This window comes from Paraburkholderia sp. MM5477-R1, assembly GCF_050436385.1.
Classification (GTDB): domain Bacteria; phylum Pseudomonadota; class Gammaproteobacteria; order Burkholderiales; family Burkholderiaceae; genus Paraburkholderia; species Paraburkholderia tuberum.
Genome location: NZ_JBNDMC010000003.1, coordinates 690,481 through 712,614 on the forward strand (window position 1 = coordinate 690,481; position 22,134 = coordinate 712,614).

Below are 22,134 nucleotides of genomic sequence, written 5' to 3' on the forward strand. Positions count from 1 at the left end.
TTTGATTTCGCACGCCGCCGCGGCCGCCACCCGAATCCCAAGCTCACCCGACGACCTCCATGCTTCGCCACCTCTCGATACGCGACTTCGTCATCGTCGCCGCGCTCGACCTCGAATTCGACAGCGGCTTTACCGTTTTCTCGGGCGAAACCGGCGCCGGCAAATCGATCCTGATCGACGCGCTCGCGCTGGCACTAGGCGCGCGCGCCGAGGCGAGCGTCGTGCGCACCGGCGAGAGCCGCGCCGACATCACCGCGGAGTTCGAGACGCACGCACAGGTCGATCAATGGCTCGACACCCAGGCGCTCGGCGCGGCCGACGACGGCCAGCACGGCGGCACCGTGATGCTGCGGCGGGTGGTCGACGCGAACGGCCGCTCGCGCGCGTTCATCAACGGTACGGCGGCCACGCTCGCGCAGCTGCGCGAGGTCGGCGAGATGCTCGTCGATATTCACGGCCAGCACGCGCACCAGTTGCTGATTCGCCCGGACGCGCAGCGCGAGCTGTTCGACACGCACGCGGGCCTGTCCGACCTGGCCGCCGCCGTCACGCGCGCGTGGCGCACGTGGCGCGACAAGGCGCAGGTCGTCGAGCACGCGCAAACGCGCGATCGCGAGCTGCAACTCGAACGCGAGCGACTCGCGTGGCAACTCACCGAACTCGACAAGCTCGCGCCACAGCCGGGCGAATGGGAAGAAGTCAACACCGAGCATCGGCGGCTGTCGCATTCCGCGAATCTGATCGACGGCGTGCAGGGAGCGCTCGGCGCGCTGTCCGAATCGGACGACGCGATGATCACGCATCTCGGCTCGATCGTGTCGAAGGTGCGCGACCTCGCGGAGATCGATCCGGCGCTGAACGACGTGCTCGCCGCGCTCGAACCGGCCGAAATCCAGTTGCAGGAAGCCGCGTATTCGCTGAGCCACTACGCGCAGAAGCTCGAGCTCGATCCGGAGCGGCTCGCGCAGGTCGAAAAACGCCTCGACGCGCTGCACTCGGCCGCGCGCAAGTTCCGCCTGCGGCCCGAGACGCTGCCGGAAGAACACGCCGAGCGGCGCAAGCAATTGGCCGCGCTCGACGCCGCCGCCGACCTCGACGGCCTGCGCGCCGCCGAGGCGCAAGCGAAGGAAGTGTTCGTCGCCGAGGCGAAAAAGCTGTCGAAGGCACGCGCGAAAGCAGGCAAGGCGCTCGGCGAGGCGGTCACGACCGGCATGCAGGAACTGTCGATGAAAGGCGGCAGCTTCGACGTCGCGTTGGTGCCGCTGCCCGAAGGTGGCGCGCACGGGCTCGAGCAGATCGAGTTCCGCGTCGCCGGTCATGCCGGCGTGCCGCTGCGGCCGCTCGCGAAGGTTGCGTCAGGCGGCGAACTCGCGCGTATCAGTCTCGCGCTCGCAGTAATCGCGAGCGCGGCCAGCCCGACACCGACCCTGATCTTCGACGAAGTGGATACGGGCATCGGCGGCGGCGTGGCCGAAGTGGTCGGACGGCTATTGCATCAGCTCGGCGAGGCGCGCCAGGTGCTGTGCGTGACCCATCTGCCGCAGGTCGCCGCGCGCGGCGATCATCATTTCCAGGTCGCAAAGACGAGCAACGGCACCGGCGGCACGCTCAGCAGCGTGAGCTCGCTCGACAAGGCGAGCCGCATCGAGGAAGTCGCGCGAATGCTCGGTGGCCTCGAAATCACGGCGACCACGCGCAAGCACGCGAAGGAAATGCTGGCCGCCTGAAATTGCGCCGCGCATAGGCGGCCGCACACGGCTGAGTCGGCTTGGCCGGGACGTCACACCGATCCCGGCCGCGCATGATGCGCTACGCGAAGTGCGTGAGCGCCCTTACCCAAACACCCTCTTCCACAACGCCAGCACCGCCTCGCGCTCGGCTGCGACCAGCGCCGGATCGACCCGCGCCTTCTCCATCCCATCGAGCCGCAGCGTGTGCTGCAGCTTGCGATAGCGCCGATAGGCGGCGCCGACCGTCTCCGCTTCCGCTTCGCTCATCAGCCCGAAACGCGACACCTCACGCAGCAGCGCGATATTGCCGGTATTGCGGATCAGCTCGGGATCGCGCGCCGCATGCAGCAGCACCCAGTACTGCACGGTGAACTCGATATCGACCATGCCGCCGCGGTCGTGCTTCAGGTCGAACAGCGCCGGCGTATGGTTCGGGTGTCCCGCCTCGACACGCGCGCGCATCTCGACGATCTCTTTCGCGAGCGGCGCCGCTTCGCGCGGCGTCGTCAGCACCTGTTCGCGGATCGCCTCGAACTTCGCGCCGATCTCCGGATCGCCCGCGCAGTAGCGCGCACGCGTCAGCGCCTGATGCTCCCACACCCACGCGGTATTCGCCGCGTCGCCCTCGCGCAGCTGGTAGCGACGGAACGCATCGAGGTCGGTGACGAGCAGGCCCGACTCGCCGTTGGGCCGCAGCCGCAGGTCGATGTCGAACAATGTGCCGGCGCCGGTCGCGGTGGTCAGCCATGTGATCAGACGCCGTGTGTAGGTTGCGTAGACGTCGGCGGCGGCATCGCCGGGATCGTCGTACAGGAAGATCACGTCGAGGTCCGACGCGTAGCCGAGCTCCTTGCCGCCGAGCTTGCCGTAGGCGATCACCGCGAAGCGCGGCACGTCGCGATGACGTTTGGCCAACTGCTTCCACACGGCTTCGATCGTCACGTCGAGCACTGCGTCGGCGAGCTCGGACAGCCGGTCGCTGACGTGCTCGACGGACAGCTTGCCGGCAAGATCGATCAGCAGAATGCGGAACACCTCGGCCTGATGCGCGTGACGCAGCAGATCCATCTGCTGCTCGACGCCATCGGCGGCGGCGAGCCGCAAACGCAACGTACGCTTGAATTCAGCCCAGTCGAACGGACTGTTGATCGCCTCGACGTCGAGCAGCTCGTCGAGCAGCTGCGGATGGCGGATCAGATAGCCGGCCGCCCAGCGCGAGCCGCCCAGCACCGACAGCACCTGGTGCAGCGCCTGCGGATACTCGGTCAGAAGCGCCAGATACGCGCCGCGCCGGCTCACCGCTTCGAGCAGATCGAACAGGCGCGCGACCGTATCGCCGCGCCGCCCGGCCGGCTCCAGCGTACGCGCGGCTTCGAGCGCGCGCTGCGCGACGATGTCGAAACGCTGCCGGCTGCGCTCGTTCAGGCCCGTGTAGCGCGACGAGCGCCACACCGCCTGCAGCCGGGCGAGCAGCTCACCGGGCTCGGCCACCCCCAGTTCGACGAGGCGCGCGCGCAGTGCGTCGTCGGCGCTATCGTCGGCGAGCGCGCTGCTCCACACCCACGCGGCCGCGCCGTCCTCGGGCGCGCCGCAACCGTCGCGGCCGCCCACCTTGTCGGCGAAAATCTGGTCGAACTGCTGTTCGACGAACTCGCGATGCGCGTCGAGCTTCGTCATCAATTGCGGGTAGTCGTCGCAGCCCATCACGCGCGCGAGCGCCATGCGGTCTTCGGCATCGACGGGCATCGCGTGGGTCTGCGCGTCGTTGCGATATTGCAAACGATGCTCGAGCTCCCGCAGAAAGCGATACGCCTGCGACAGCTTCACGCACACCGACGGATCCATCAACCCATTCGTGGCCGCGTGGCGCAGCACGGCGAGCGTCGGCCGCACGCGAAAGCCGGCGTCCTGGCCGCCGCGGATCAGCTGGAACACCTGCGCGCTGAATTCGATTTCACGGATGCCGCCACGGCCGAGCTTGATGTCGTCGGCCTTGTCGGGGCGCATCGACGCGCGGCGCTGCGCCTCCTGGCGGATCTGCAGATGCAGCGCGCGAATCGCGCTGATCACGCCGAAATCCAGATAGCGTCGATAGACGAACGGCGTGACGATCGCCCCGAGCTGCTTCTGCAGCCGCTGCGCCGAGGCGCTCGCGCCCTCGGACACGAGCCGGCCCTTGATCCACGCGTAGCGCTCCCACTCGCGGCCCTGCACATAGAAATACTCTTCGAGCATGCCGAGGCTGCATACGAGCGGCCCCGAATCGCCGTTCGGCCGCAGACGCATATCGACGCGAAACACGTAGCCGTCGGCGGTGACTTCGGCGAGCGCGCCGATCAGCCGCTTGCCGAGCCGCGTGAAGAACTCCTGGGTCGCGAGCGGCGGGCGCTGGCCGCCGGCGGTCTCGCCGTCGTCCTCATAGACGAAGATCAGGTCGATATCCGACGACACGTTCAGCTCGCGCCCGCCGAGCTTGCCCATACCGACCACGCCGAGCGTGAGCCGTTCGCCCTGCTGGTCGCGCGGCTCGCCATACAGCGCTTCGAGCTCGGCGCTCAGCACCGTCAGCGCGCGCTGGATCGTCGTTTCCGCGAGATCGGTCATCGCGCCGGTGACTTCGGCGATATCGGCCTCGCCGGCCAGGTCGCGCTCCATCACCGCGCAGAATACTTCGGTGCGCAGCTGCCGCAGCGCGCGCTTCAGCGCATCTTCGTTGACCGGCGCACCGGCTGGGCCCGCCGCCTCGGCGCACAGTTCGTCGAGACGCGCGTCGATGCGCTCGCGCGTCAGCGGTTCGTCGGCCAGCGCGCCGACATGCGCGACCAGTTGCGGGCGGGCCGCGGCGGCGCGCGCGGCATAGTGCGAATAGCTGGAACTCAGGAGGGTGGCGTCAGTCATCAAAAATCTGGCTCGCTCGTTGCTTGATCGAATTTGTCCGGCGGTATTCTGACGGTGTCCGGGTGTCGTTCCGGGGTCGTTGTCGTGTCGTTCCGTCGTGCCATCGGCATGCGGCGACAAGCGTGCCGGACGGCCTCGCCAATCGCCGTCACGGGCCGTCGGACAGGGTTTGCAGGAGGTCCGCCGACGCTTTCCCATGTGATACATTTCGTCGTTAACACGCAAAACTACCATACGCCCAGCCGCCGCAGCATGTCCGAGCGAAACGAATCCGCCGACCCGCAAGCCCCACCGCAGGTCCGGCATGTGAGCGGAAGCGACCACATCGTGCTGCGTCGGACGTTGCGCGTGCTCGCCGCGCTCGCGCTCGTCCTCTATTTCATCGCGGGCGGACTGTTTCTGGGTTTGCGCTACGTGGTGCTGCCGCGCGCCGACATGTTCCGGCCGCGCATCGAAGCCGCAGTCTCCGACAAGCTGCGCACCCAATTCACGATCGGCCGGCTCGCGCCGCACTGGAGCGGCTTCCAGCCAGGGCTCGATGTCACGAATCTCGTCATCCGCGATCACGACGGCCAACCCGCGCTGACGATTCCGCACGCCACCGCGTCGGTGTCCTGGCGCTCGCTGTGGGAGTTTCATCTGGCGCTGTCGAGCCTGATCGTCGATCAGCCGGACGTGCTGGTGTCGCGCAGCGAGGACGGCGTGCTGTCGGTCGCGGGCGTGCCGGTGCCGACGCGCCACAGCGGCAACGACGCGCTGTCCACCTGGTTGTTGCGTCAGCAGGCGATCGTCGTGCGCGGCGGCGTGCTGCGCTGGCGCGACGCGACGCGCAACGAACCCGAACTGGCGCTGCGTGACATCCGCATCGCGATCCTCAATGACGGCCGCGACCACCGCATGGCGCTGCAGGCGCCACCCGACGGCCAGGTGCTGAAAGGCCCGCTCGACTTCCGCACGCACTTCCGCCACGCGCCGCTCTCGGCGCTCGGCAAGCCGATCAACTGGAGCGGGCAGGTGTACATGTCGACGGGCCCGGTCGATCTGCCGACGCTCGCGCGCTACATCCAGTTCCCGATCGAGACGTTCGCCGGCCGCATCGACAATGCAATCTGGATCGACTTCAGCGAAGGCCGCATGACCCAGGCGACCGGCCAGTTGAGCGGTTACGACGTCGCGATGCGCGTGCGCCCGACCCAGCCAAGGCTGCTCGTGCCGATCACCCACTTTCTGTGGCGCGTCGAGGCAAACGAAGGCGAGTACCGGCTGCAGCTGTCGGACCTGCGTGCCGAGCTCGGCCAGCCGCCGCTCGAAGACGGCACGCCGCTCGCGCGCATCCTGCGCTTCCGGACCCTCGACAGCCGCTATCGGATGGCCTCGCAGCAGCATGGGCAGCTTTTGAGCGTCAGCGGCGATCGCGTCGATCTCGGCATCCTCGCCGAATTCAGCCGCGCGCTGCCGCTGCCGCGGCACTTTCTCAATGAACTCGTGCGCATCAATCCGCGCGGGCGCGTCGCGAACTACGTGATCGAGCTCGAGCGCGGCAAGCCGGAATCCGGAGAAGTGGGCAGCGACCATCGGCCGACGGGTGTTGAACCGATCGAGCGTTATCGCTTCAAGGGCGATTTGCAGGGCATCAGCTTTGCCGCCCAGGAGCCGGGGCCGGGCCTGACGCCGCGCGGCCACCCGCGCGCCGGCGTTCCCGGCATCGAAAACCTGTGGGGCAACGTCGACGCCGATGAAAAAGGCGGCCACGCGAACTTCAATACGACCAACGTGGCGATCACGCTGCCGGGCGTGTTCGACGATCCGCGTCTCACGCTTGCGCGTCTGCACGGCCGCGCCGACTGGACGATGGGCACGAAGGCACCGGGCGACACGCGTCCCGCGTTCGCGGTCAAGCTCAACGATTTCAGCGTATCGAACCCTGACGTCGAGGCGAGCGCGACTGCGAGCTACAGCAATCCCGGCCACGGCCGCGGCTCGCTCGACCTGAAAGCCGACTTCCAGCGCGCGCAGGTGACGCACATCGCCCGCTATCTGCCGACCGCGGTCAGCGAAAAGCTGCGCATTTACCTCGGCCACGGCTTGCAGGCTGGCGTGTCGCGTGGCGGCACGATCGAAGTGCACGGCGACCTGACCAAGTTCCCCTACGCGCGCGACCCCGACGCCGGCATCTTCCACATCGTCGCGCCGTTCACCGGCGGCAAGTTCGATCCGACGCCGTTCCCGCCGCGCAACATGCGCAACGGCACGCCAAACGTTTGGCCGCCGCTCGACGGCATCGACGGCGTGTTCGAGCTCAGGCAGAACGTGCTGCGCTTCGACATCGACCGCGGCCGTTACAAGCGCGTCGCGCTGACCGGCGTGAACGGCCGCATCGACGACCTCGGCACCAAAGGCTCGAACCTCACCATAGAGGGCAACGGCCGCGGCCCGCTCGCCGATATGCTCGACTACGTGAACGGCAGCTCGCTCGGCATCATGGCGCGGCACCAGACCGAAAAGATTCGCGCGCAAGGGCCCGCGTCGCTCGCGCTGAAGCTGACGATCCCGCGTACGCCGAAGCCGCATATCGGCGTGGAAGGTGCGCTCGGCTTCCAGAACAATCGCCTGAGCGTGAGCAATGCGCCGTCGCTGTCGCAGCTGAACGGCCGGGTGCGCTTCACCGAACGCACGGCCGAGGTCGAGCGGCTCTCCGGCCAGTTCCTCGGCGGTGACGTGCATGCGAACGGCGGCTTGCGGCAAGACGGCACGTACGCGCTCGCGCTCAACGGCCACATCGCCGTCGATGCCGCGCGCGAACTGCATCTGCATGGCCCGGCCGCACAGGTGCTCACGCATATGAGCGGCAGCGCGCCTTATGCATTGCGCGTCACCGGCGCGAAGGGCCGCCTGCCGGAGGTCAGCGCCAACTCTGATCTGAGCGGCCTCGGGCTCGATTTTCCAGCGCCGTTCAAAAAGACTGCCGGCACGCCGATGCCGCTGCACTTCTCGGTCAATCCGTCGACGCTGCCGGGCGAAGCCGGCCTCGAACGCGCCGACCTGACGTTGGGGCCGGTCGCCGCCGCGTATCTGCTGCGCTATCGGCCGAACGCGCAGCCGCGTACGTCACCGACCGTCGTGCGCGGCGCGATCGGCGTGAACCGGCCGGTCGACCTGCCGTCCGAGGGCGTGGTCGCCGCGGCGGACATCAAGGAGATCGATGCCGACGCCTGGCGCGCGCTCGCCGCGCAGCTGCGCGCGGGCGTGAGCGCGGGCGGGGCGAATGGCGTGAACGGCGCTGCGAACGGCGGCAATACCGCCAGCAGCGCGGCCACACCCGCGGCCGCGCCTACGGCCGTGCCGAATCCCATGCTCACGCAGTTCCTGCCGAACCGCTTCGCGCTGCACATCGACATGCTTACGCTGCTCAAGCGTCACTGGGACAACGTGATCGTCGGCGCGTCGCACGCGGACCGCACGTGGCAGGCGAACATCGCGTCGAATCAGGTGTCAGGCCACGTGTCGTGGCTGCCGGGAGCGACCCGCGAATCGCCGGGCGAACTGCAGGCGCGCTTCGCGCGCGTCGTGATTCCGTCGGTCGCGGACAAGGACCTGCTCGGTCCGGCGATGTCGGCGCCCGCGCTGAACATGCCGTCGATCGATCTGGTCGTCGACGAGCTGATCGTGCACGATCGCAACGTCGGCCGGCTCGAGGTCGACGCGCACAACTTCGAAGAAAACGGCGTGCCGGTCTGGCAGCTCGACAAGCTCGACGTGACGAACCCCACCGCGACGCTGACCGCGACCGCGAACTGGCGTACCTCGACCGAACTGCCCATCTCGGCCGACGAAGCCATGCCGCGCCGCACCGTGTTCGATTTCAAGCTCGACATCAAGGATGCCGGCGCAATGCTCGAGCGCTTCGGTCTGCCGAGGACGCTCCGGGGCGGCACCGGCTCGATTCAGGGCAAGGCCGTGTGGCAGGGCGGCCCGACCACGATCGACTATTCGACGCTGAACGGCAACCTCGCGCTGGATCTACACCACGGTCAGATCCTGAAGGTCGATCCGGGCGTCGCGACGCTGCTCGGCGTGCTGAGCCTGCAAAGCCTCGCGCGCATCGCCACACTCAATTTCCGCGATGTGATCGGCGAGGGCCTGCCGTTCTCGAGCGTGACGGGTACCGCGCAGATTCATGACGGCATCGCCCGCACCGACAACTTCAGGATGGTGACCGCGCCGGCCCGCGCCGAGATGGTGGGCTCGGTCGACATCGCGCAGAAGAGCCAGGACCTGCACCTGCACGTAGTGCCGACCGTCAGCGCCGGCTCCGCGGTGATCGCCGCGACGGTCATCAATCCGCTGATCGGCCTCGGCGCGCTGATCGCCGATATCGCGTTCACGCATGGGGTGTCGCACGTATTCGCGCGCGACTACGCGATCACCGGCTCGTGGTCGAAACCGCACGTCGAGCGGGTGACGGGCGAACGGGGTAAGATTGACGCTCCGGCTTCGACCGTGCAAGCGCACTGAGCTCCGGTTTCCCTGGCGCCGCCGTCTCGAAACACGCGGCCGCTCGTGCCGCTCTATCGACTCAATGCGCCAACGGGGCCGAGCCAGCCCAGAACCATGCATGCGGCGCCCGCGCTTCACACCGCCGCCCGCCGGGAGTCTTTCGACACGCTCATGAGCGAAACACACGTCACTTCATCCGCATCCGCCGCAACCTCCAGCGGCCTTGTAGCCAGCCCCTTCCGGGTCGCCGCGCTGCAGATGGTCAGCTCGCCGGATCGCGATCGCAATCTCGCCGACGCAGAGCGCCTGATCGCCGAAGCCGCCGCCGACGGCGCGCAACTCGTGCTGCTCCCCGAGTATTTCTGTTTCATGGGCTTCAAGGACACCGACAAGCTCGCCGTGCGCGAGCCACATCAGGACGGCCCGATCCAACGCTTTCTCGCCGACGCCGCGCGCCGCCACCAGATCTGGGTGATCGGCGGCACCCTGCCGCTGAACGCACCGGAGCCGTCGCGCGTACTGAACACGACGCTGGTGTTCGACCCGAGCGGCAACGAGGCCGCGCGCTACGACAAGATCCACCTGTTCAACTTCGAAAAGGGCGAAGAATCGTTCGACGAAGCGCGCACGATTCGACCCGGCACCTCGGTGCAAAGCTTCGAGGCGCCATTCGGCCGGGTCGGCCTGTCGGTCTGCTACGATCTGCGCTTTCCCGAGCTGTACCGGCGCATGGGCGACTGCGCGCTGATCGTGGTGCCGTCGGCGTTTACCTACACGACCGGCCGCGCGCATTGGGAGCTGCTGCTGCGCACTCGCGCGATCGAAAACCAGTGCTACGTGCTCGCCGCGGCGCAAGGCGGCAAACATGAAAACGGCCGCCGCACCTGGGGCCACAGCATGCTGATCGACCCGTGGGGCGAGATCGTCGCGGTGCGCGACGAGGGCGCCGGCGTGGTCGCGGGCAACCTCGAACGCGCGCGCATCGACGAAGTGCGGCAGAGCCTGCCGGCATGGCGTCATCGCGTGCTGACCTGACACCGACATTGAAACTGCGGCGCCTGCCACGCATATAGCGACGCAGGCGCTCCCCGACCCCTTCGTATCGAGCAGAACATACTTCGCATGAACATCATCGAACCCGGTATCCGTAATCTCGCCGCCGCCAAGGACATCCTCCTCACGCCCTATGGTCTCGACGAATCGCTGCTCACGCGCACGCTCGCCGAAATCTTCACGCACCGCGTCGACTACGCGGACCTGTACTTCCAGACCACCCGCAGCGAAGCGTGGAGTCTCGAGGAAGGCATCGTGAAGTCGGGCAGCTTCAGCATCGATCAGGGTGTCGGCGTGCGCGCCGTGTCGGGCGAGCGCACCGCGTTCGCCTACTCGGACGATCTGTCGCCCGAAGCGATCCGCCAGGCGGCCATCGCGACGCGCGCGATCGCCAAGGCAGGCGGCGGCAAGCAGAAGATCCAGGTGGCGTCGTCGCTGACCGGCATCGCCGGGCGCGATCTGTACCTGCCGTCCGACCCGCTGCATTCGCTCGACGCCACCGCCAAGGTCAAACTGCTCGAGCGCATCGAGCAGATGGCGCGCGGCCGCGACCCGCGCATCCAGCAGGTGATGGCGGGCCTCGCCGGCGAATACGACGTGGTGTTGGTCGCGCGCAGCGACGGCGGCTTCGCGGCCGACATCCGGCCGCTCGTGCGTGTCTCGGTGACGGTGATCGCCGAGCAGAACGGCCGCCGCGAAATCGGCAGCGGCGGCGGCGGCGGGCGTTTCGACTACGGCTATTTCACCGATGAAGTGCTGTCGCGCTATGTCGACGATGCGGTGCACGCCGCTCTCGTCAATCTCGACGCGCGTCCGGCGCCGGCCGGCGCGATGACCGTCGTGCTCGGGCCGGGCTGGCCCGGCGTGCTGCTGCACGAGGCGATCGGCCACGGGCTCGAGGGCGACTTCAACCGCAAAGGGTCGTCGGCATTCGCGGGACGCATCGGCGAGCAGGTCGCCGCGAAGGGCGTCACCGTGGTCGACGACGGCACGCTGCCGAATCGTCGCGGCTCGCTCAATATCGACGACGAAGGTAATCCGACCCAGTGCACGACGCTGATCGAGGACGGCATCCTGAAGGGCTACATCCAGGACACCCTGAACGCGCGTCTGATGAAGATGCCGGTCACCGGCAACGCACGGCGCGAATCGTACGCGGCGCTGCCGATGCCGCGCATGACCAACACGTACATGCTGAACGGCGACAAGGACCCGCAAGAAATCCTCGCGTCCGTGAAGAACGGCCTGTATGCGGTGAACTTCGGCGGCGGTCAGGTCGACATCACGAACGGCAAATTCGTGTTCTCGGCCTCCGAGGCGTACATGATCGAGAACGGCAAGATCACGTATCCGGTCAAGGGCGCGACGCTGATCGGCAGCGGACCGGAATCGCTGAAGTACGTCACGATGATCGGCAACGACATGAAGCTCGATTCGGGCGTGGGCGTGTGCGGCAAGGAAGGCCAGAGCGTGCCGGTGGGCGTCGGTCAACCGACGCTGCGCATCGAGCGGATGACGGTCGGCGGCACGGCCTGATTTCGTCACGGATGCACGCTTCGCGCACGCAAGGCGCGAAGTGTGCGGGTTTTCCGCATTTTTCGACGCCCCAGCTTGTCAGCCGAGCCTGTACCGGGTTATAAACTCACTCACCCTTTTTGACCAGCGACGCATTCACTTCGCCATGTCCGCCAAGTTTTATTTTTACTTTTTTTGGTATCTCAGACCGCTGGCGGATCGAGAGGGGTGTTAGTGCACGCAGGACACCGAGAATTCCCGAAAAACCGCCAGCTAACCTGGCGGTTTTTTTTCGTCTCACGCTTTTCGATACCTGACTGACATTTTGTCGTTGACCATTTTTTGATCGTCGTCCGCTCTGGCCTCGCTGTTTGATCACTGACTGATCGCCCCCGTTGCCCGCGCGAACACGCTACGAACCGATTCAGGAGAACAACATGCCCCCGCACAATACCGATGATGTCCGCATTCGCGAATTGAAGGAACTCACGCCGCCCGCTCACCTGATCCGCGAATTTGCCTGCGACGAGACGGTTTCCAACGTGATCTACGACTCGCGCACCGCGATGCATCGCATTCTGCACGGTATGGACGATCGTCTGATCGTCGTGATCGGCCCGTGCTCGATTCACGATCCGAAGGCCGCGATCGAATACGCGGGGCGTCTGATCGAGCAGCGCAAGCGCTTTGCCGGCGAACTCGAAGTCGTGATGCGCGTGTACTTCGAAAAGCCGCGTACGACGGTGGGCTGGAAGGGTCTCATCAACGACCCGCATATGGACAACAGCTTCAAGATCAACGAAGGTCTGCGCACCGCGCGCGAGCTGCTTCTGCGCATCAACGAACTCGGCCTGCCGGCCGGCACCGAGTACCTCGACATGATCAGCCCGCAGTACATCGCGGATCTGATCTCCTGGGGTGCCATCGGCGCGCGCACGACCGAATCGCAGGTGCACCGGGAGCTGGCTTCGGGACTGTCGTGCCCGGTCGGCTTCAAGAACGGCACGGACGGCAACGTGAAGATCGCCGTCGACGCGATCAAGGCCGCCTCGCAGCCGCACCATTTCCTGTCGGTCACGAAGGGCGGCCACTCGGCGATCGTATCGACCGCGGGCAACGAGGACTGCCACGTGATTCTGCGCGGCGGCAAAACGCCGAACTACGACGCCGACAACGTCAACGCGGCCTGCGCGGACATCGGCAAGGCGGGTCTCGCCGCGCGTCTGATGATCGATGCGAGCCACGCGAACAGTTCGAAGAAGCACGAAAACCAGATTCCGGTGTGCGCGGACATCGGCCGTCAGATCGCCGCGGGTGACGAGCGGATCGTCGGCGTGATGGTGGAGTCGCACCTCGTCGCGGGTCGCCAGGATCTGCAGGAAGGCTGCGAGCTCACGTACGGCCAGAGCATTACCGATGCGTGTATCGGCTGGGACGAGAGCGTCGCGGTGCTCGAAGGCCTTGCCGAAGCGGTCAGGCAGCGCCGCGTCGCGCGCGGCAGCGGCAACTGAACACCTGCCCCGCCGCCACTGCGGGGGCTTGTCGGCAGTCCGTAGAAGAAACCCGGTTCAATATCGAACCGGGTTTTTTTATTGGCCATTCGGACGAATGGTACTCAGCCTGCTGCCTCGATATCGTCATAGCTCGTTGCCTGGTCGCTTACACGCTTGACCAGGCTGGAGAATGCGTATAAGATTTTATACATGAAGTGGCGATGGAGCAGGAAAAAGAAATTCGCTGGTTAGGCTCCAGCTACCGTGATTTGCTCGCTTTTCCCAACGAAGCGCGTCGTCTCGCAGGGTTTCAGCTTCACAAGATTCAGTCAGGACTCGACCCTGACGACTGGAAACCGTTCGAGTCTATCGGCGCGGGAACGCGCGAAATTCGTATCAGAGACGAGGACGGCATTTTTCGCGTGATGTACGTCACGAAATACGCCGAAGCGCTGTACGTGCTGCATTGCTTTCAGAAGAAAACGCAGAGGCTCGGACCGCACGACAGAAGAATTGCCGAAACGCGCTACCGCGCCATCACCCATTACAGGACCACCCAGCCATGACGATCGACACCAACATTCGTCACGTAACGCGAGCCGGCGCGAACGTGTTCCTCGAACTCGGTTTTTCCGCCGATGAAGCGAAGCGCCTTCACGCGGCGTCGCAAAAGCAGATCAACGACACGCGGCTGCTCAAGGAACAGCTGATGACCGAGCTGTCCACGTGGATCGAACAGCATCATCTAAAGCAGGCCGAGGCGGCCGAAATCCTGATGGTGTCGCGCCCGCGCGTGTCCGACGTCGTCAACAAGAAAACCACCAAGTTCACGATCGACACGCTCGTGGAAATGCTGAGCCGCATCGGCAAGCCGGTCACGCTCGCCGTCGGTTGAGCCTCGGCTCGTGCGACGCACCGTGCGTGTCCATGCGCACATGTGCGTCGCCATTCAAGGCGCGCCGCGATCGTGCTGCCACAGCACGTCGGTGCCGCCGTCCGCGCGATTGAGCACGCGCGCCAGCACGAACAGCAGATCGGACAGCCGGTTCACGTACTGACGTGGCGCCGCGTTCAGCGCCTCGTGTTCGCCAAGCGCGACGATCGTCCGCTCCGCGCGGCGGCAAACGGTACGGCACACATGCGCGAGCGCGGCCGCGCGCGAACCGCCCGGCAGAATGAATTCCTTCAGCGGCGGCAGCGTGGCGTTGTAGTCGGCGAGCCAGCCGTCGAGCTGCGCGAGATGCTGTTCGGTAATCATCGTGTGACCGGGAATGCACAGCTCGCCGCCCAGATCGAACAGGTCGTGCTGGATTGCGACCAGCGCCGCGCGTACGTTCTCGGGCAGGTTCTCGCACAACAGCACGCCGAGATTCGAATTGAGTTCGTCGACGTCGCCAATCGCGGCGATACGCGCGCTGTCCTTGCGCACGCGGCGGCCGTCGCCGAGACCGGTGGTGCCGTCGTCGCCGGTGCGAGTGGCGATCTTGCTGAGGCGATTGCCCATGACGTCTCCCATGTATTAGTGACGATGCTGCCAGTTGGTTTGTCCATATTGCACGCATCGCGAAATCGCCGCCATTATATGAGCGGAAGCCGACCCAGCGCTGCCTGGCGGGCGAACGGCGTAAAATGAAACACTTGCTGCAAACAGACCGTTATTTAAAGAAACTTTCATGGGACCGGAGCAAGCGTTGAAGCGCTAACTCCGGTCGACACAGGAGACATGCGTGAACCATCCCGTGCCGCCGGCGCCGCTACGCCGGCCGTTTCCCGCCGAATTGCTGAACCGGCTCAAAGCCGCTTTCGGCGATCGGGTTTCCGTTGCCGAAGCCGTGCGTGCGCACCACGGCCGCGACGAATCACCGTTCGATCCGCAACTGCCTGACGCCGTCGTGTTCGCGCGTACAAGCGAAGACGTGCAAACCGCCGTCAAGCTGTGCGGCCAGTACGACGTGCCGATCATTCCGTACGGCAATGGCTCGTCGCTCGAAGGACATCTGCTTGCCGTGCAAGGCGGCGTGTCGATCGATCTGTCGGAAATGAACCGGGTGTTGTCGATCAACGCCGAAGACCTGACCGTCACCGTCGAGCCCGGCATCTCGCGCAAGCAACTGAACGAAGCGCTGCGCGACACCGGCCTGTTCTTCCCGATCGACCCCGGCGCGGACGCGAGCATCGGCGGGATGTCGGCAACCCGCGCGTCGGGTACCAACGCCGTGCGCTACGGCACGATGCGCGAGAACGTGCTCGGCCTGACGGTCGTGCTCGCCGATGGCCGCGTGATCAAGACCGGCTCGCGCGCGCGCAAATCGTCGGCGGGGTACGACCTCACGCGCCTGTTCGTCGGCTCGGAAGGCACGCTCGGCGTGATTACCGAAATCACGCTGCGCCTCTATCCGCAGCCGGAGGCGGTGTCGGCCGCGGTGTGCACGTTCCCGTCGATGGGCGATGCGGTGCGCGCGGTCATCGAGACGATTCAGATCGGCGTGCCGATCGCGCGTGTCGAGTTCGTCGATTCACTTGCGATCCGCTCGATCAATCGCCATTCGAATCTGACACTGCGCGAAGCGCCCACATTGTTCTTCGAATTTCACGGCACCGAGGCCGGCGTCAAGGAACAGGCCGAACTCGTGCAGGAAATCGCCGCACAGAATGCCGGTGAAGGCTTCGAATGGGCGACGCGCCCCGAAGACCGCAGCCGCCTGTGGAACGCGCGTCACAACGCCTATTTCGCGATGCTGCAACTGAAGCCCGGCTCGCGCGCGGTCACCACCGACGTCTGCGTGCCGATCTCGCGTCTCGCGGAGTGTGTGGTCGAAACGGAGCAGGATCTGTTGGCGTCGCCGCTGCCCTGCCCGATCGTCGGCCATGTCGGCGACGGAAACTTCCACGTCGCGATCCTGATCGATCCGGACAAGCCCGAAGAGCTCGAGGAAGCCGAGCGCCTGAACCATCGCATCGTGCAGCGCGCGCTGCGGATGGACGGCACCTGCACCGGCGAGCATGGCATCGGCCTGCACAAGATGGGCTTTCTGCTCGAGGAGCACGGCGACGTCGCGGTCGACACGATGCGCTCCATCAAGCGCGCGCTAGACCCTCGCAATCTGATGAACCCGGGCAAGATTTTCGCCTGGGCGGCGGCCTGATCGACACTGCGCATGCCGGCCGCGGCAAACCGCTGACACGCCCGGCGGCGACCGCGCCAAGCTGAACACGCAAGTGATGCGAAGCAGGCAGCACGAAACAGGCAGCACGAAACGGCCGGCTCGAACCAGCAAGCCGGACCGGCGCAAGCCACGAGGAGACAACTCACATGAATGCACCCGCTGAACTGTCGGCCGAAGTCCTCGCGCAGCGTCAGCGCGAAGTCGTGCAGGCGCTGATGGCCGTGTTGCCGACCCACTGTCTGCTGTATCGCGAAGAAGACACCGTCGCGTACGAATGCGACGGACTCGCCGCGTACCGGCGTCTGCCGCTTGCGGTCGTGTTGCCGGAAACCGAATCGCAGGTGCAGCGCATCGTGCAGATCTGCCATCGCCTCGAGGTGCCCATCGTGCCGCGCGGCGCGGGCACCGGGCTGTCCGGCGGCGCGATGCCGATTCGGCACGGCGTGGTGGTATCGCTCGCGCGCTTTCGCAAGATCGTCGAAGTCGACTCGTACGCGCGCATCGCGACCGTGCAGCCGGGCGTGCGCAATCTGGCGATCTCCGAAGCCGCGGCGCCGTATGGTCTTTACTATGCGCCGGATCCGTCGTCGCAGATTGCCTGCACGATCGGCGGCAACGTGTCAGAGAATTCGGGCGGCGTGCATTGCCTGAAGTACGGCCTCACCGTGCACAACGTGCTGCGCGTGCGCGCGGTCACGATGGAAGGCGAGATCGTCGAATTCGGCTCGCTCGCGCCCGACGCGCCGGGGCTCGATCTGCTCGCGGTGCTGATTGGCAGCGAGGGCATGTTCGCGATCGTCACCGAGGTCACCGTCAAGCTGATCCCGAAGCCGCAAACCGCGCAGGTCATCATGGCCAGCTTCGACGACGTCGTCAAAGGCGGCGACGCCGTTGCGGGCATCATCGCGGCGGGCATCATTCCGGCCGGCCTCGAGATGATGGACAAGCCCGCCACGCGCGCGGTCGAGGAGTTCGTCAACGCCGGCTACGACCTCGACGCGGCGGCGATCCTGCTGTGCGAATCGGACGGCACGCCCGAGGAAGTCGCGGCCGAGATCGTGCGCATGACCGCGGTGCTGCGCGAGCACGGCGCGACCCGTATCCAGATTTCACGCACGGAAGCCGAGCGCCTGCGCTTCTGGTCCGGGCGCAAGAACGCGTTTCCGGCCGCCGGCCGCATTTCGCCGGACTACTACTGCATGGACGGTACCGTGCCGCGCCGCAGTATCGGGCCGCTGCTCGCGCGCATCGAGGAGATGGAGAAGACCTACCAGTTGCGCTGCATCAACGTATTCCATGCCGGCGACGGCAACATGCACCCGCTGATCCTGTTCAACGGCAACGACCAGGACGAGTGGCATCGCGCCGAGTTGTTCGGTTGCGACATCCTCGAAGCTTGCGTCGAGCTGGGCGGCACGGTGACGGGCGAGCATGGCGTCGGCATCGAGAAGATCAATTCGATGTGCGTGCAGTTCTCGCCCGAAGAGCGCGACACGTTCCACGCGGTCAAGCGAGCATTCGACGCGCCCGGCCTGTTGAACCCCGACAAGGGCATCCCGACGCGGGCGCGCTGTGCCGAATACGGCAAGATGCACGTGCGCGGCGGCCTGCTGCCTCATCCCGAGCTGCCGCGCTTCTAGCGGCTGGCGTTTGCAGCGCGCATCCACCGTTGGCCGCGCCCGCGCTGATGCTGGCGCGGCCTGCGCGGCGCTTTGCGCCCTCTCCTCCAGACCGATGCCGCGCCCCGTCATGCGGGTGCGCTCCGGCTTGCCAGCGAGCCGCCGCCCGGTACAATCAAACGAAACACAACGAGCAGGACACCATGGAAGAGGACGACATCGTCGCCGTATGGTCCGAACGCGTGCGTTCGGCCAGCGCCGAGGGACGCGCGCTGCGCATCCGCGGCGGCGGCACCAAAGACTGGTATGGCCAGACGCTGGAAGGTGAGATCCTCGACACGCGCGCTTATCGCGGCATCATCGCGTACGATCCGGCCGAGCTCGTGATCACCGCGCGCGCGGGAACACCGCTGCTGGAAATCGAAGCCGCGCTCGCCGAGCACAACCAGATGCTGCCGTTCGAGCCGCCGCACTTCGGGCCGCAGGCCACCTTCGGCGGCTGCATCGCCGCTGGCATTTCGGGGCCGCGCAGGCCGGCCGTCGGCGCCGCGCGCGACTTCGTGCTCGGCGCCGTCGTGATGAACGGCCAGGGGCAGGTGCTGCACTTCGGCGGCCAGGTCGTCAAGAACGTCGCGGGTTACGACGTGTCGCGGCTGCTCGCGGGCTCGCTCGGCACGCTCGGGCTGATCCTCGAGCTGTCGGTCAAAGTGCTGCCGCGGCCGCAGGTCGAAGCCACGCTGAAGTTCGACATGAACGGCACCGACGCGGTACGCAAGCTCAACGAATGGGGCGGCCGGCCCCTGCCGATCACCGCGAGCGCATGGCGCAACGGCACGCTCGCGGTGCGCCTGGGCGGCGCGGAAGCCGCGGTCAAGGCAGCGCGCACCGGGCTCGGCGGCGAAGTCGTCGATGCGGTCGAAGCTGAACGCTTCTGGGCCGGCCTGCGCGAACAGACCGATTCGTTTTTCGCGGGCATTCCACCGAAGGCCGCGCTGTGGCGTCTGGCGCTACCGTCGATCACCGAGCCGCTGCAGCTGCCCGGCGCGCAACTGATGGAATGGGGCGGCGGCCAGCGCTGGTGGATCACCGACACCGACGCGCAAACCGTGCGCATCAGCGCGAAACAGGCCGGCGGCCACGCGACCATCTTCCGCAGCGGCCACGGCTACGACCGCGGCGCCGGCGTATTCACACCGCTGCCCGCGCCGCTGATGAAAATCCATCGCGGCCTCAAACATGCATTCGACCCGGCCCGCATCTTCAACCGCGGCCGTCTCTACTCCGACTTCTGAGCGACGCGATGCAAACCAACCTCGCGGACTTCATTCGTAATACGCCCGATGGCAACGAAGCGGACGCCATCCTGCGCAAATGCGTGCATTGCGGTTTTTGCACCGCCACCTGCCCAACCTACCAACTGCTTGGCGACGAGCTCGACGGCCCGCGCGGGCGCATCTATCTGATCAAGCAGATGGTCGAAGGCGCGCCGGTCACGCGCAGCACGCAGGTTCACCTCGACCGCTGCCTGACCTGCCGCAATTGCGAGTCGACCTGCCCGTCGGGCGTGCAATATGGGCGGCTCGTCGAAATCGGCCGCAAGCTCACCGAAGAGAAAGTCACGCGTCCGCTCAATCAGCGGCTGATGCGGCGCCTGCTCGCGAGCGTGCTGCCGAACAGCGCGATCTTCACGCCGGCGATGCGGCTGGGTCAGCACGTGCGCGGCCTGCTGCCGAAGAAGCTGCGCGACAAGGTGCCCGCGCGCCAGCACCCGCTCGAATGGCCGAGCGCAAAACACGAACGCAAGGTGCTGATGCTGGCGGGCTGCGTGCAACCGTCGATGATGCCGAACGTCAACATCGCGACCGCGCGCGTGTTCGATGCGCTCGGCATCGAAACGCTGATCGCGCCCGACGCCGGCTGCTGCGGCGCGATCCGCCTGCACCTCGGCTACCACGACGAAGCGCTCGACGACCTGCGCGCGAACATCGACGCATGGTGGCCCTACGTCGAACAGGGCGTTGAAGCGATCGTGATGAACGCGTCGGGCTGCGGCGCGACGGTCAAGGAATACGCGCACCTGCTGCGCCTCGATCCGAACTATGCCGAGAAGGCGCGCCGCATCGTCGAATTGACGCGCGACGTCTCCGAGATCCTGCCCGAGTTCGAAGAACGGCTCGTCGCCATCACGCGCCGCCGCTCGGTACACACGGTCGCGTTTCATCCACCCTGCACGCTGCAGCATGGCCAGCAGATCCGCGGCAAGGTCGAGCAACTGCTCAGCGCGCTCGGCGTCGAAGTGCGCCTGCCCGCCGACAGCCATCTGTGCTGCGGCTCGGCCGGCACCTACTCGCTGCTGCAGCCGCGCATGTCGTACGCGCTGCGCGACCAGAAGCTCGAGCGTTTGCAGGCGCAGGAGCCGCAGGTGATCGTGTCGGCGAACGTCGGTTGCATCGCGCATCTGCAAAGCGGCACGTCGACGCCGGTCGCGCACTGGATCGAATTGGTCGAGCACATGCTCTCCGTATAATCGGGGCATCGTCTTCGCTGAACACCGGTTCGTTCCATGTCCGATCTGCCTCACAATCTCGCCGACGTGCACGAGCGCATCGCCAGGGCCGCGCAAGCGGCCCACCGCGACGCGCAGTCCGTGACGCTGCTCGCGGTCTCCAAGACGTTTCCCGCCGATGCCGTGCGCACCGCTCATGCGGCCGGGCAGCACGCGTTCGGCGAAAACTATGTGCAGGAAGCGCTCGACAAGATCCAGACACTTGCCGATCTGCGCGCGTCGCTCGAATGGCATTTCATCGGGCCGCTGCAATCGAACAAGACGCGGCCCGTCGCCGAGCATTTCGACTGGGTACATTCGGTCGATCGGCTGAAGATCGCGCAGCGGCTGTCGGAGCAGCGCCCGGACAACCTGCCGCCGCTCAACGTGTGCCTGCAGGTCAACGTCAGCGGTGAAGCGTCGAAGAGTGGCGTCGCCATCGCCGAGGCGGCCGCTATCGCGCAGCAGATCGCCGCGCTGCCGAAGCTGAAGCTGCGCGGACTGATGTCGATTCCCGAACCGGGCGGCGATCTCGCAGAACAACGCGCGCCGCATCGCCAATTGCGCGAGCTATTCGAGCGCTTGCGTAACGACGGGCTCGCGCTCGATACGCTGTCGATGGGCATGTCGGCCGATCTCGAAGCAGCCGTGCTCGAAGGCGCGACGATCGTGCGCGTCGGCACCGCGATCTTCGGCGCACGCGATTATTCGCGCTGAGCATTTCCACGGGCCTTGCGCGAACCTGGCTGCGCGAAGCCCTCACCGCATCTCATCTGAACCTACCCGGACCATCATGAAAATTGCGTTTATCGGCGGCGGCAACATGGCCGCGGCGTTGATCGGCGGCCTCATCAAGCGGGGCGTCGCGCCCGCGGACCTGTACGCGGTCGATCCGAACGAAGACGCGCGCCAGCGCAACGAGCAGCAATTCGGCATCCGCACCGGCGCGGCCGCCGACGTCACGCTCGCCGACTACGACGCGGTCGTGCTCGCGGTGAAGCCGCAGATCCTGAAGAGCGTCGCCGGGACGCTGGCGCCGCATCTGCGCGCGTCGCAACTCGTCGTCAGCATCGTCGCGGGCATTCGGATCGGCGACATGTCGCGCTGGCTCGCTGGCCACAACCGCATCGTGCGCGTGATGCCGAATACGCCGGCGCTGATCGGCAGGGGCGTCACGGGTCTCGTCGCCAGCGGCAGTGTCGACGAAGCGGGCCGCGCGCTCGCGTCACAGGTGCTCGGCGCGGTCGGCGAAACCGTCTGGTTCGACGACGAAGCGAAGATCGACGCGGTCACCGCGATCTCGGGCAGCGGGCCGGCCTACGTGTTCTATTTCATCGAAGCGCTGCAGGAAGCCGCGCGCCAGCTCGGTATGGACGAAGCGCAGGGCCGCGCGCTGGCGGTCGCGACCTTCACGGGCGCCGCGCAACTCGCAGCCAATTCCGACGAGCCGCCGAGCGTGCTGCGCGAGCGCGTGACATCCAAAGGCGGCACGACCGCGGCAGCGCTCGCCTCGTTCGAAGCGAGCGGCATCAAGGACGCAATCGTGCGCGGCGCACTGGCCGCTGACGCGCGGGCGCGCGAGATGGGCGACGAGTTCGGCAAGCAGTAACGCGAACC

The 22,134-nt window shown here is 66.5% G+C and carries 16 protein-coding genes; 13 read left to right on the forward strand and 3 right to left on the reverse strand.

Going from position 1 to position 22,134, the window contains the following annotated elements:
- Positions 1-59 precede the first annotated feature (59 nt).
- Positions 60-1,727, forward strand: coding sequence for a DNA repair protein RecN (gene recN, locus OKW35_RS06505; RefSeq protein ID WP_429551528.1), 1,668 nt, complete (start codon positions 60-62; stop codon positions 1,725-1,727).
- 105 nt (positions 1,728-1,832) lie between these two features.
- Here the strand turns inward: recN and glnE are convergent, their stop codons facing one another.
- On the reverse strand, positions 1,833-4,628 hold the full coding sequence (gene glnE, locus OKW35_RS06510) for a bifunctional [glutamate--ammonia ligase]-adenylyl-L-tyrosine phosphorylase/[glutamate--ammonia-ligase] adenylyltransferase (RefSeq protein ID WP_429551529.1): 2,796 nt from the start codon (positions 4,626-4,628) through the stop codon (positions 1,833-1,835).
- A gap of 252 nt (positions 4,629-4,880) precedes the next feature.
- Here glnE and OKW35_RS06515 point away from each other — a divergent pair, with 252 nt between their 5' ends.
- The 3 genes from OKW35_RS06515 to tldD all read left to right on the forward strand — a co-directional run bounded on the left by OKW35_RS06515 (position 4,881) and on the right by tldD (position 11,714).
- Complete coding sequence (locus OKW35_RS06515; RefSeq protein WP_429551530.1) at positions 4,881-9,143, forward strand: YhdP family protein; 4,263 nt, start codon at positions 4,881-4,883, stop codon at positions 9,141-9,143.
- Between the two features lie 153 nt (positions 9,144-9,296).
- Complete coding sequence (locus OKW35_RS06520; protein ID WP_187611118.1) at positions 9,297-10,160, forward strand: carbon-nitrogen hydrolase family protein; 864 nt, start codon at positions 9,297-9,299, stop codon at positions 10,158-10,160.
- 87 nt (positions 10,161-10,247) lie between these two features.
- Complete coding sequence (gene tldD, locus OKW35_RS06525) at positions 10,248-11,714, forward strand: metalloprotease TldD (RefSeq protein WP_090803105.1); 1,467 nt, start codon at positions 10,248-10,250, stop codon at positions 11,712-11,714.
- 106 nt (positions 11,715-11,820) lie between these two features.
- On the opposite strand, the gene OKW35_RS06530 is transcribed toward tldD, so the two are convergent.
- Entirely contained in the window at positions 11,821-12,072 is a 252-nt protein-coding gene (locus OKW35_RS06530; RefSeq protein WP_221311849.1) for a hypothetical protein, read from the reverse strand.
- 58 nt (positions 12,073-12,130) lie between these two features.
- Between OKW35_RS06530 and aroG the strand changes: the two genes are divergently transcribed.
- The 3 genes from aroG to OKW35_RS06545 all read left to right on the forward strand — a co-directional run bounded on the left by aroG (position 12,131) and on the right by OKW35_RS06545 (position 14,081).
- Positions 12,131-13,204, forward strand: a complete 1,074-nt coding sequence (gene aroG, locus OKW35_RS06535) for a 3-deoxy-7-phosphoheptulonate synthase AroG (RefSeq protein WP_090805593.1) — start codon at positions 12,131-12,133, stop codon at positions 13,202-13,204.
- A 203-nt stretch (positions 13,205-13,407) separates the two neighbouring features.
- The gene (locus OKW35_RS06540) at positions 13,408-13,752 is read left to right on the forward strand and encodes a type II toxin-antitoxin system RelE/ParE family toxin (protein WP_184055553.1); all 345 of its coding nucleotides are present in this window, start codon (positions 13,408-13,410) and stop codon (positions 13,750-13,752) included.
- Positions 13,749-14,081, forward strand: a complete 333-nt coding sequence (locus OKW35_RS06545) for a helix-turn-helix domain-containing protein (RefSeq protein WP_090803102.1) — start codon at positions 13,749-13,751, stop codon at positions 14,079-14,081. Before OKW35_RS06540 ends, OKW35_RS06545 begins: the two co-directional genes overlap by 4 nt.
- Before the next feature lie 54 nt (positions 14,082-14,135).
- Here the strand turns inward: OKW35_RS06545 and OKW35_RS06550 are convergent, their stop codons facing one another.
- Positions 14,136-14,690 (reverse strand): cob(I)yrinic acid a,c-diamide adenosyltransferase, encoded by a 555-nt coding sequence (locus tag OKW35_RS06550; protein WP_184062300.1) that lies wholly within the window; start codon positions 14,688-14,690, stop codon positions 14,136-14,138.
- Positions 14,691-14,913: 223 nt separating this feature from the next.
- On the opposite strand from OKW35_RS06550, the gene OKW35_RS06555 reads away from it, so the two are divergent.
- The 6 genes from OKW35_RS06555 to proC all read left to right on the forward strand — a co-directional run bounded on the left by OKW35_RS06555 (position 14,914) and on the right by proC (position 22,126).
- Entirely contained in the window at positions 14,914-16,332 is a 1,419-nt protein-coding gene (locus OKW35_RS06555) for an FAD-linked oxidase C-terminal domain-containing protein (protein ID WP_429551531.1), read from the forward strand.
- A gap of 167 nt (positions 16,333-16,499) precedes the next feature.
- Positions 16,500-17,993, forward strand: coding sequence for an FAD-linked oxidase C-terminal domain-containing protein (locus tag OKW35_RS06560; protein ID WP_090803097.1), 1,494 nt, complete (start codon positions 16,500-16,502; stop codon positions 17,991-17,993).
- A gap of 182 nt (positions 17,994-18,175) precedes the next feature.
- The gene (gene glcE, locus OKW35_RS06565) at positions 18,176-19,264 is read left to right on the forward strand and encodes a glycolate oxidase subunit GlcE (protein ID WP_090803095.1); all 1,089 of its coding nucleotides are present in this window, start codon (positions 18,176-18,178) and stop codon (positions 19,262-19,264) included.
- Positions 19,265-19,272: 8 nt separating this feature from the next.
- A complete protein-coding gene (glcF, locus tag OKW35_RS06570) occupies positions 19,273-20,499 on the forward strand; it encodes a glycolate oxidase subunit GlcF (RefSeq protein WP_184062304.1) in 1,227 nt (408 codons plus the stop codon).
- Between the two features lie 36 nt (positions 20,500-20,535).
- Positions 20,536-21,234 (forward strand): YggS family pyridoxal phosphate-dependent enzyme, encoded by a 699-nt coding sequence (locus OKW35_RS06575; RefSeq protein WP_429551532.1) that lies wholly within the window; start codon positions 20,536-20,538, stop codon positions 21,232-21,234.
- Between the two features lie 76 nt (positions 21,235-21,310).
- Entirely contained in the window at positions 21,311-22,126 is an 816-nt protein-coding gene (proC, locus tag OKW35_RS06580) for a pyrroline-5-carboxylate reductase (RefSeq protein ID WP_184055565.1), read from the forward strand.
- The last annotated feature ends 8 nt before the right edge of the window (positions 22,127-22,134 follow it).

Excerpts from the sequence above, each read along its gene's own strand:
- glcE (WP_090803095.1), top strand. The coding sequence starts at position 18,176 with ATGGAAGAGGACGACATCGTCGCCGTATGGTCCGAACGCGTGCGTTCG.
- glcF (WP_184062304.1), top strand. The coding sequence starts at position 19,273 with ATGCAAACCAACCTCGCGGACTTCATTCGTAATACGCCCGATGGCAAC.
- OKW35_RS06560 (WP_090803097.1), top strand. The coding sequence starts at position 16,500 with ATGAATGCACCCGCTGAACTGTCGGCCGAAGTCCTCGCGCAGCGTCAG.
- OKW35_RS06575 (WP_429551532.1), top strand. The coding sequence starts at position 20,536 with ATGTCCGATCTGCCTCACAATCTCGCCGACGTGCACGAGCGCATCGCC.
- OKW35_RS06545 (WP_090803102.1), top strand. The coding sequence starts at position 13,749 with ATGACGATCGACACCAACATTCGTCACGTAACGCGAGCCGGCGCGAAC.
- glnE (WP_429551529.1), bottom strand. The coding sequence starts at position 4,628 with ATGACTGACGCCACCCTCCTGAGTTCCAGCTATTCGCACTATGCCGCG.
- recN (WP_429551528.1), top strand. The coding sequence starts at position 60 with ATGCTTCGCCACCTCTCGATACGCGACTTCGTCATCGTCGCCGCGCTC.
- OKW35_RS06550 (WP_184062300.1), bottom strand. The coding sequence starts at position 14,690 with ATGGGCAATCGCCTCAGCAAGATCGCCACTCGCACCGGCGACGACGGC.
- OKW35_RS06520 (WP_187611118.1), top strand. The coding sequence starts at position 9,297 with ATGAGCGAAACACACGTCACTTCATCCGCATCCGCCGCAACCTCCAGC.
- tldD (WP_090803105.1), top strand. The coding sequence starts at position 10,248 with ATGAACATCATCGAACCCGGTATCCGTAATCTCGCCGCCGCCAAGGAC.
- proC (WP_184055565.1), top strand. The coding sequence starts at position 21,311 with ATGAAAATTGCGTTTATCGGCGGCGGCAACATGGCCGCGGCGTTGATC.
- OKW35_RS06540 (WP_184055553.1), top strand. The coding sequence starts at position 13,408 with ATGGAGCAGGAAAAAGAAATTCGCTGGTTAGGCTCCAGCTACCGTGAT.
- OKW35_RS06515 (WP_429551530.1), top strand. The coding sequence starts at position 4,881 with ATGTCCGAGCGAAACGAATCCGCCGACCCGCAAGCCCCACCGCAGGTC.
- aroG (WP_090805593.1), top strand. The coding sequence starts at position 12,131 with ATGCCCCCGCACAATACCGATGATGTCCGCATTCGCGAATTGAAGGAA.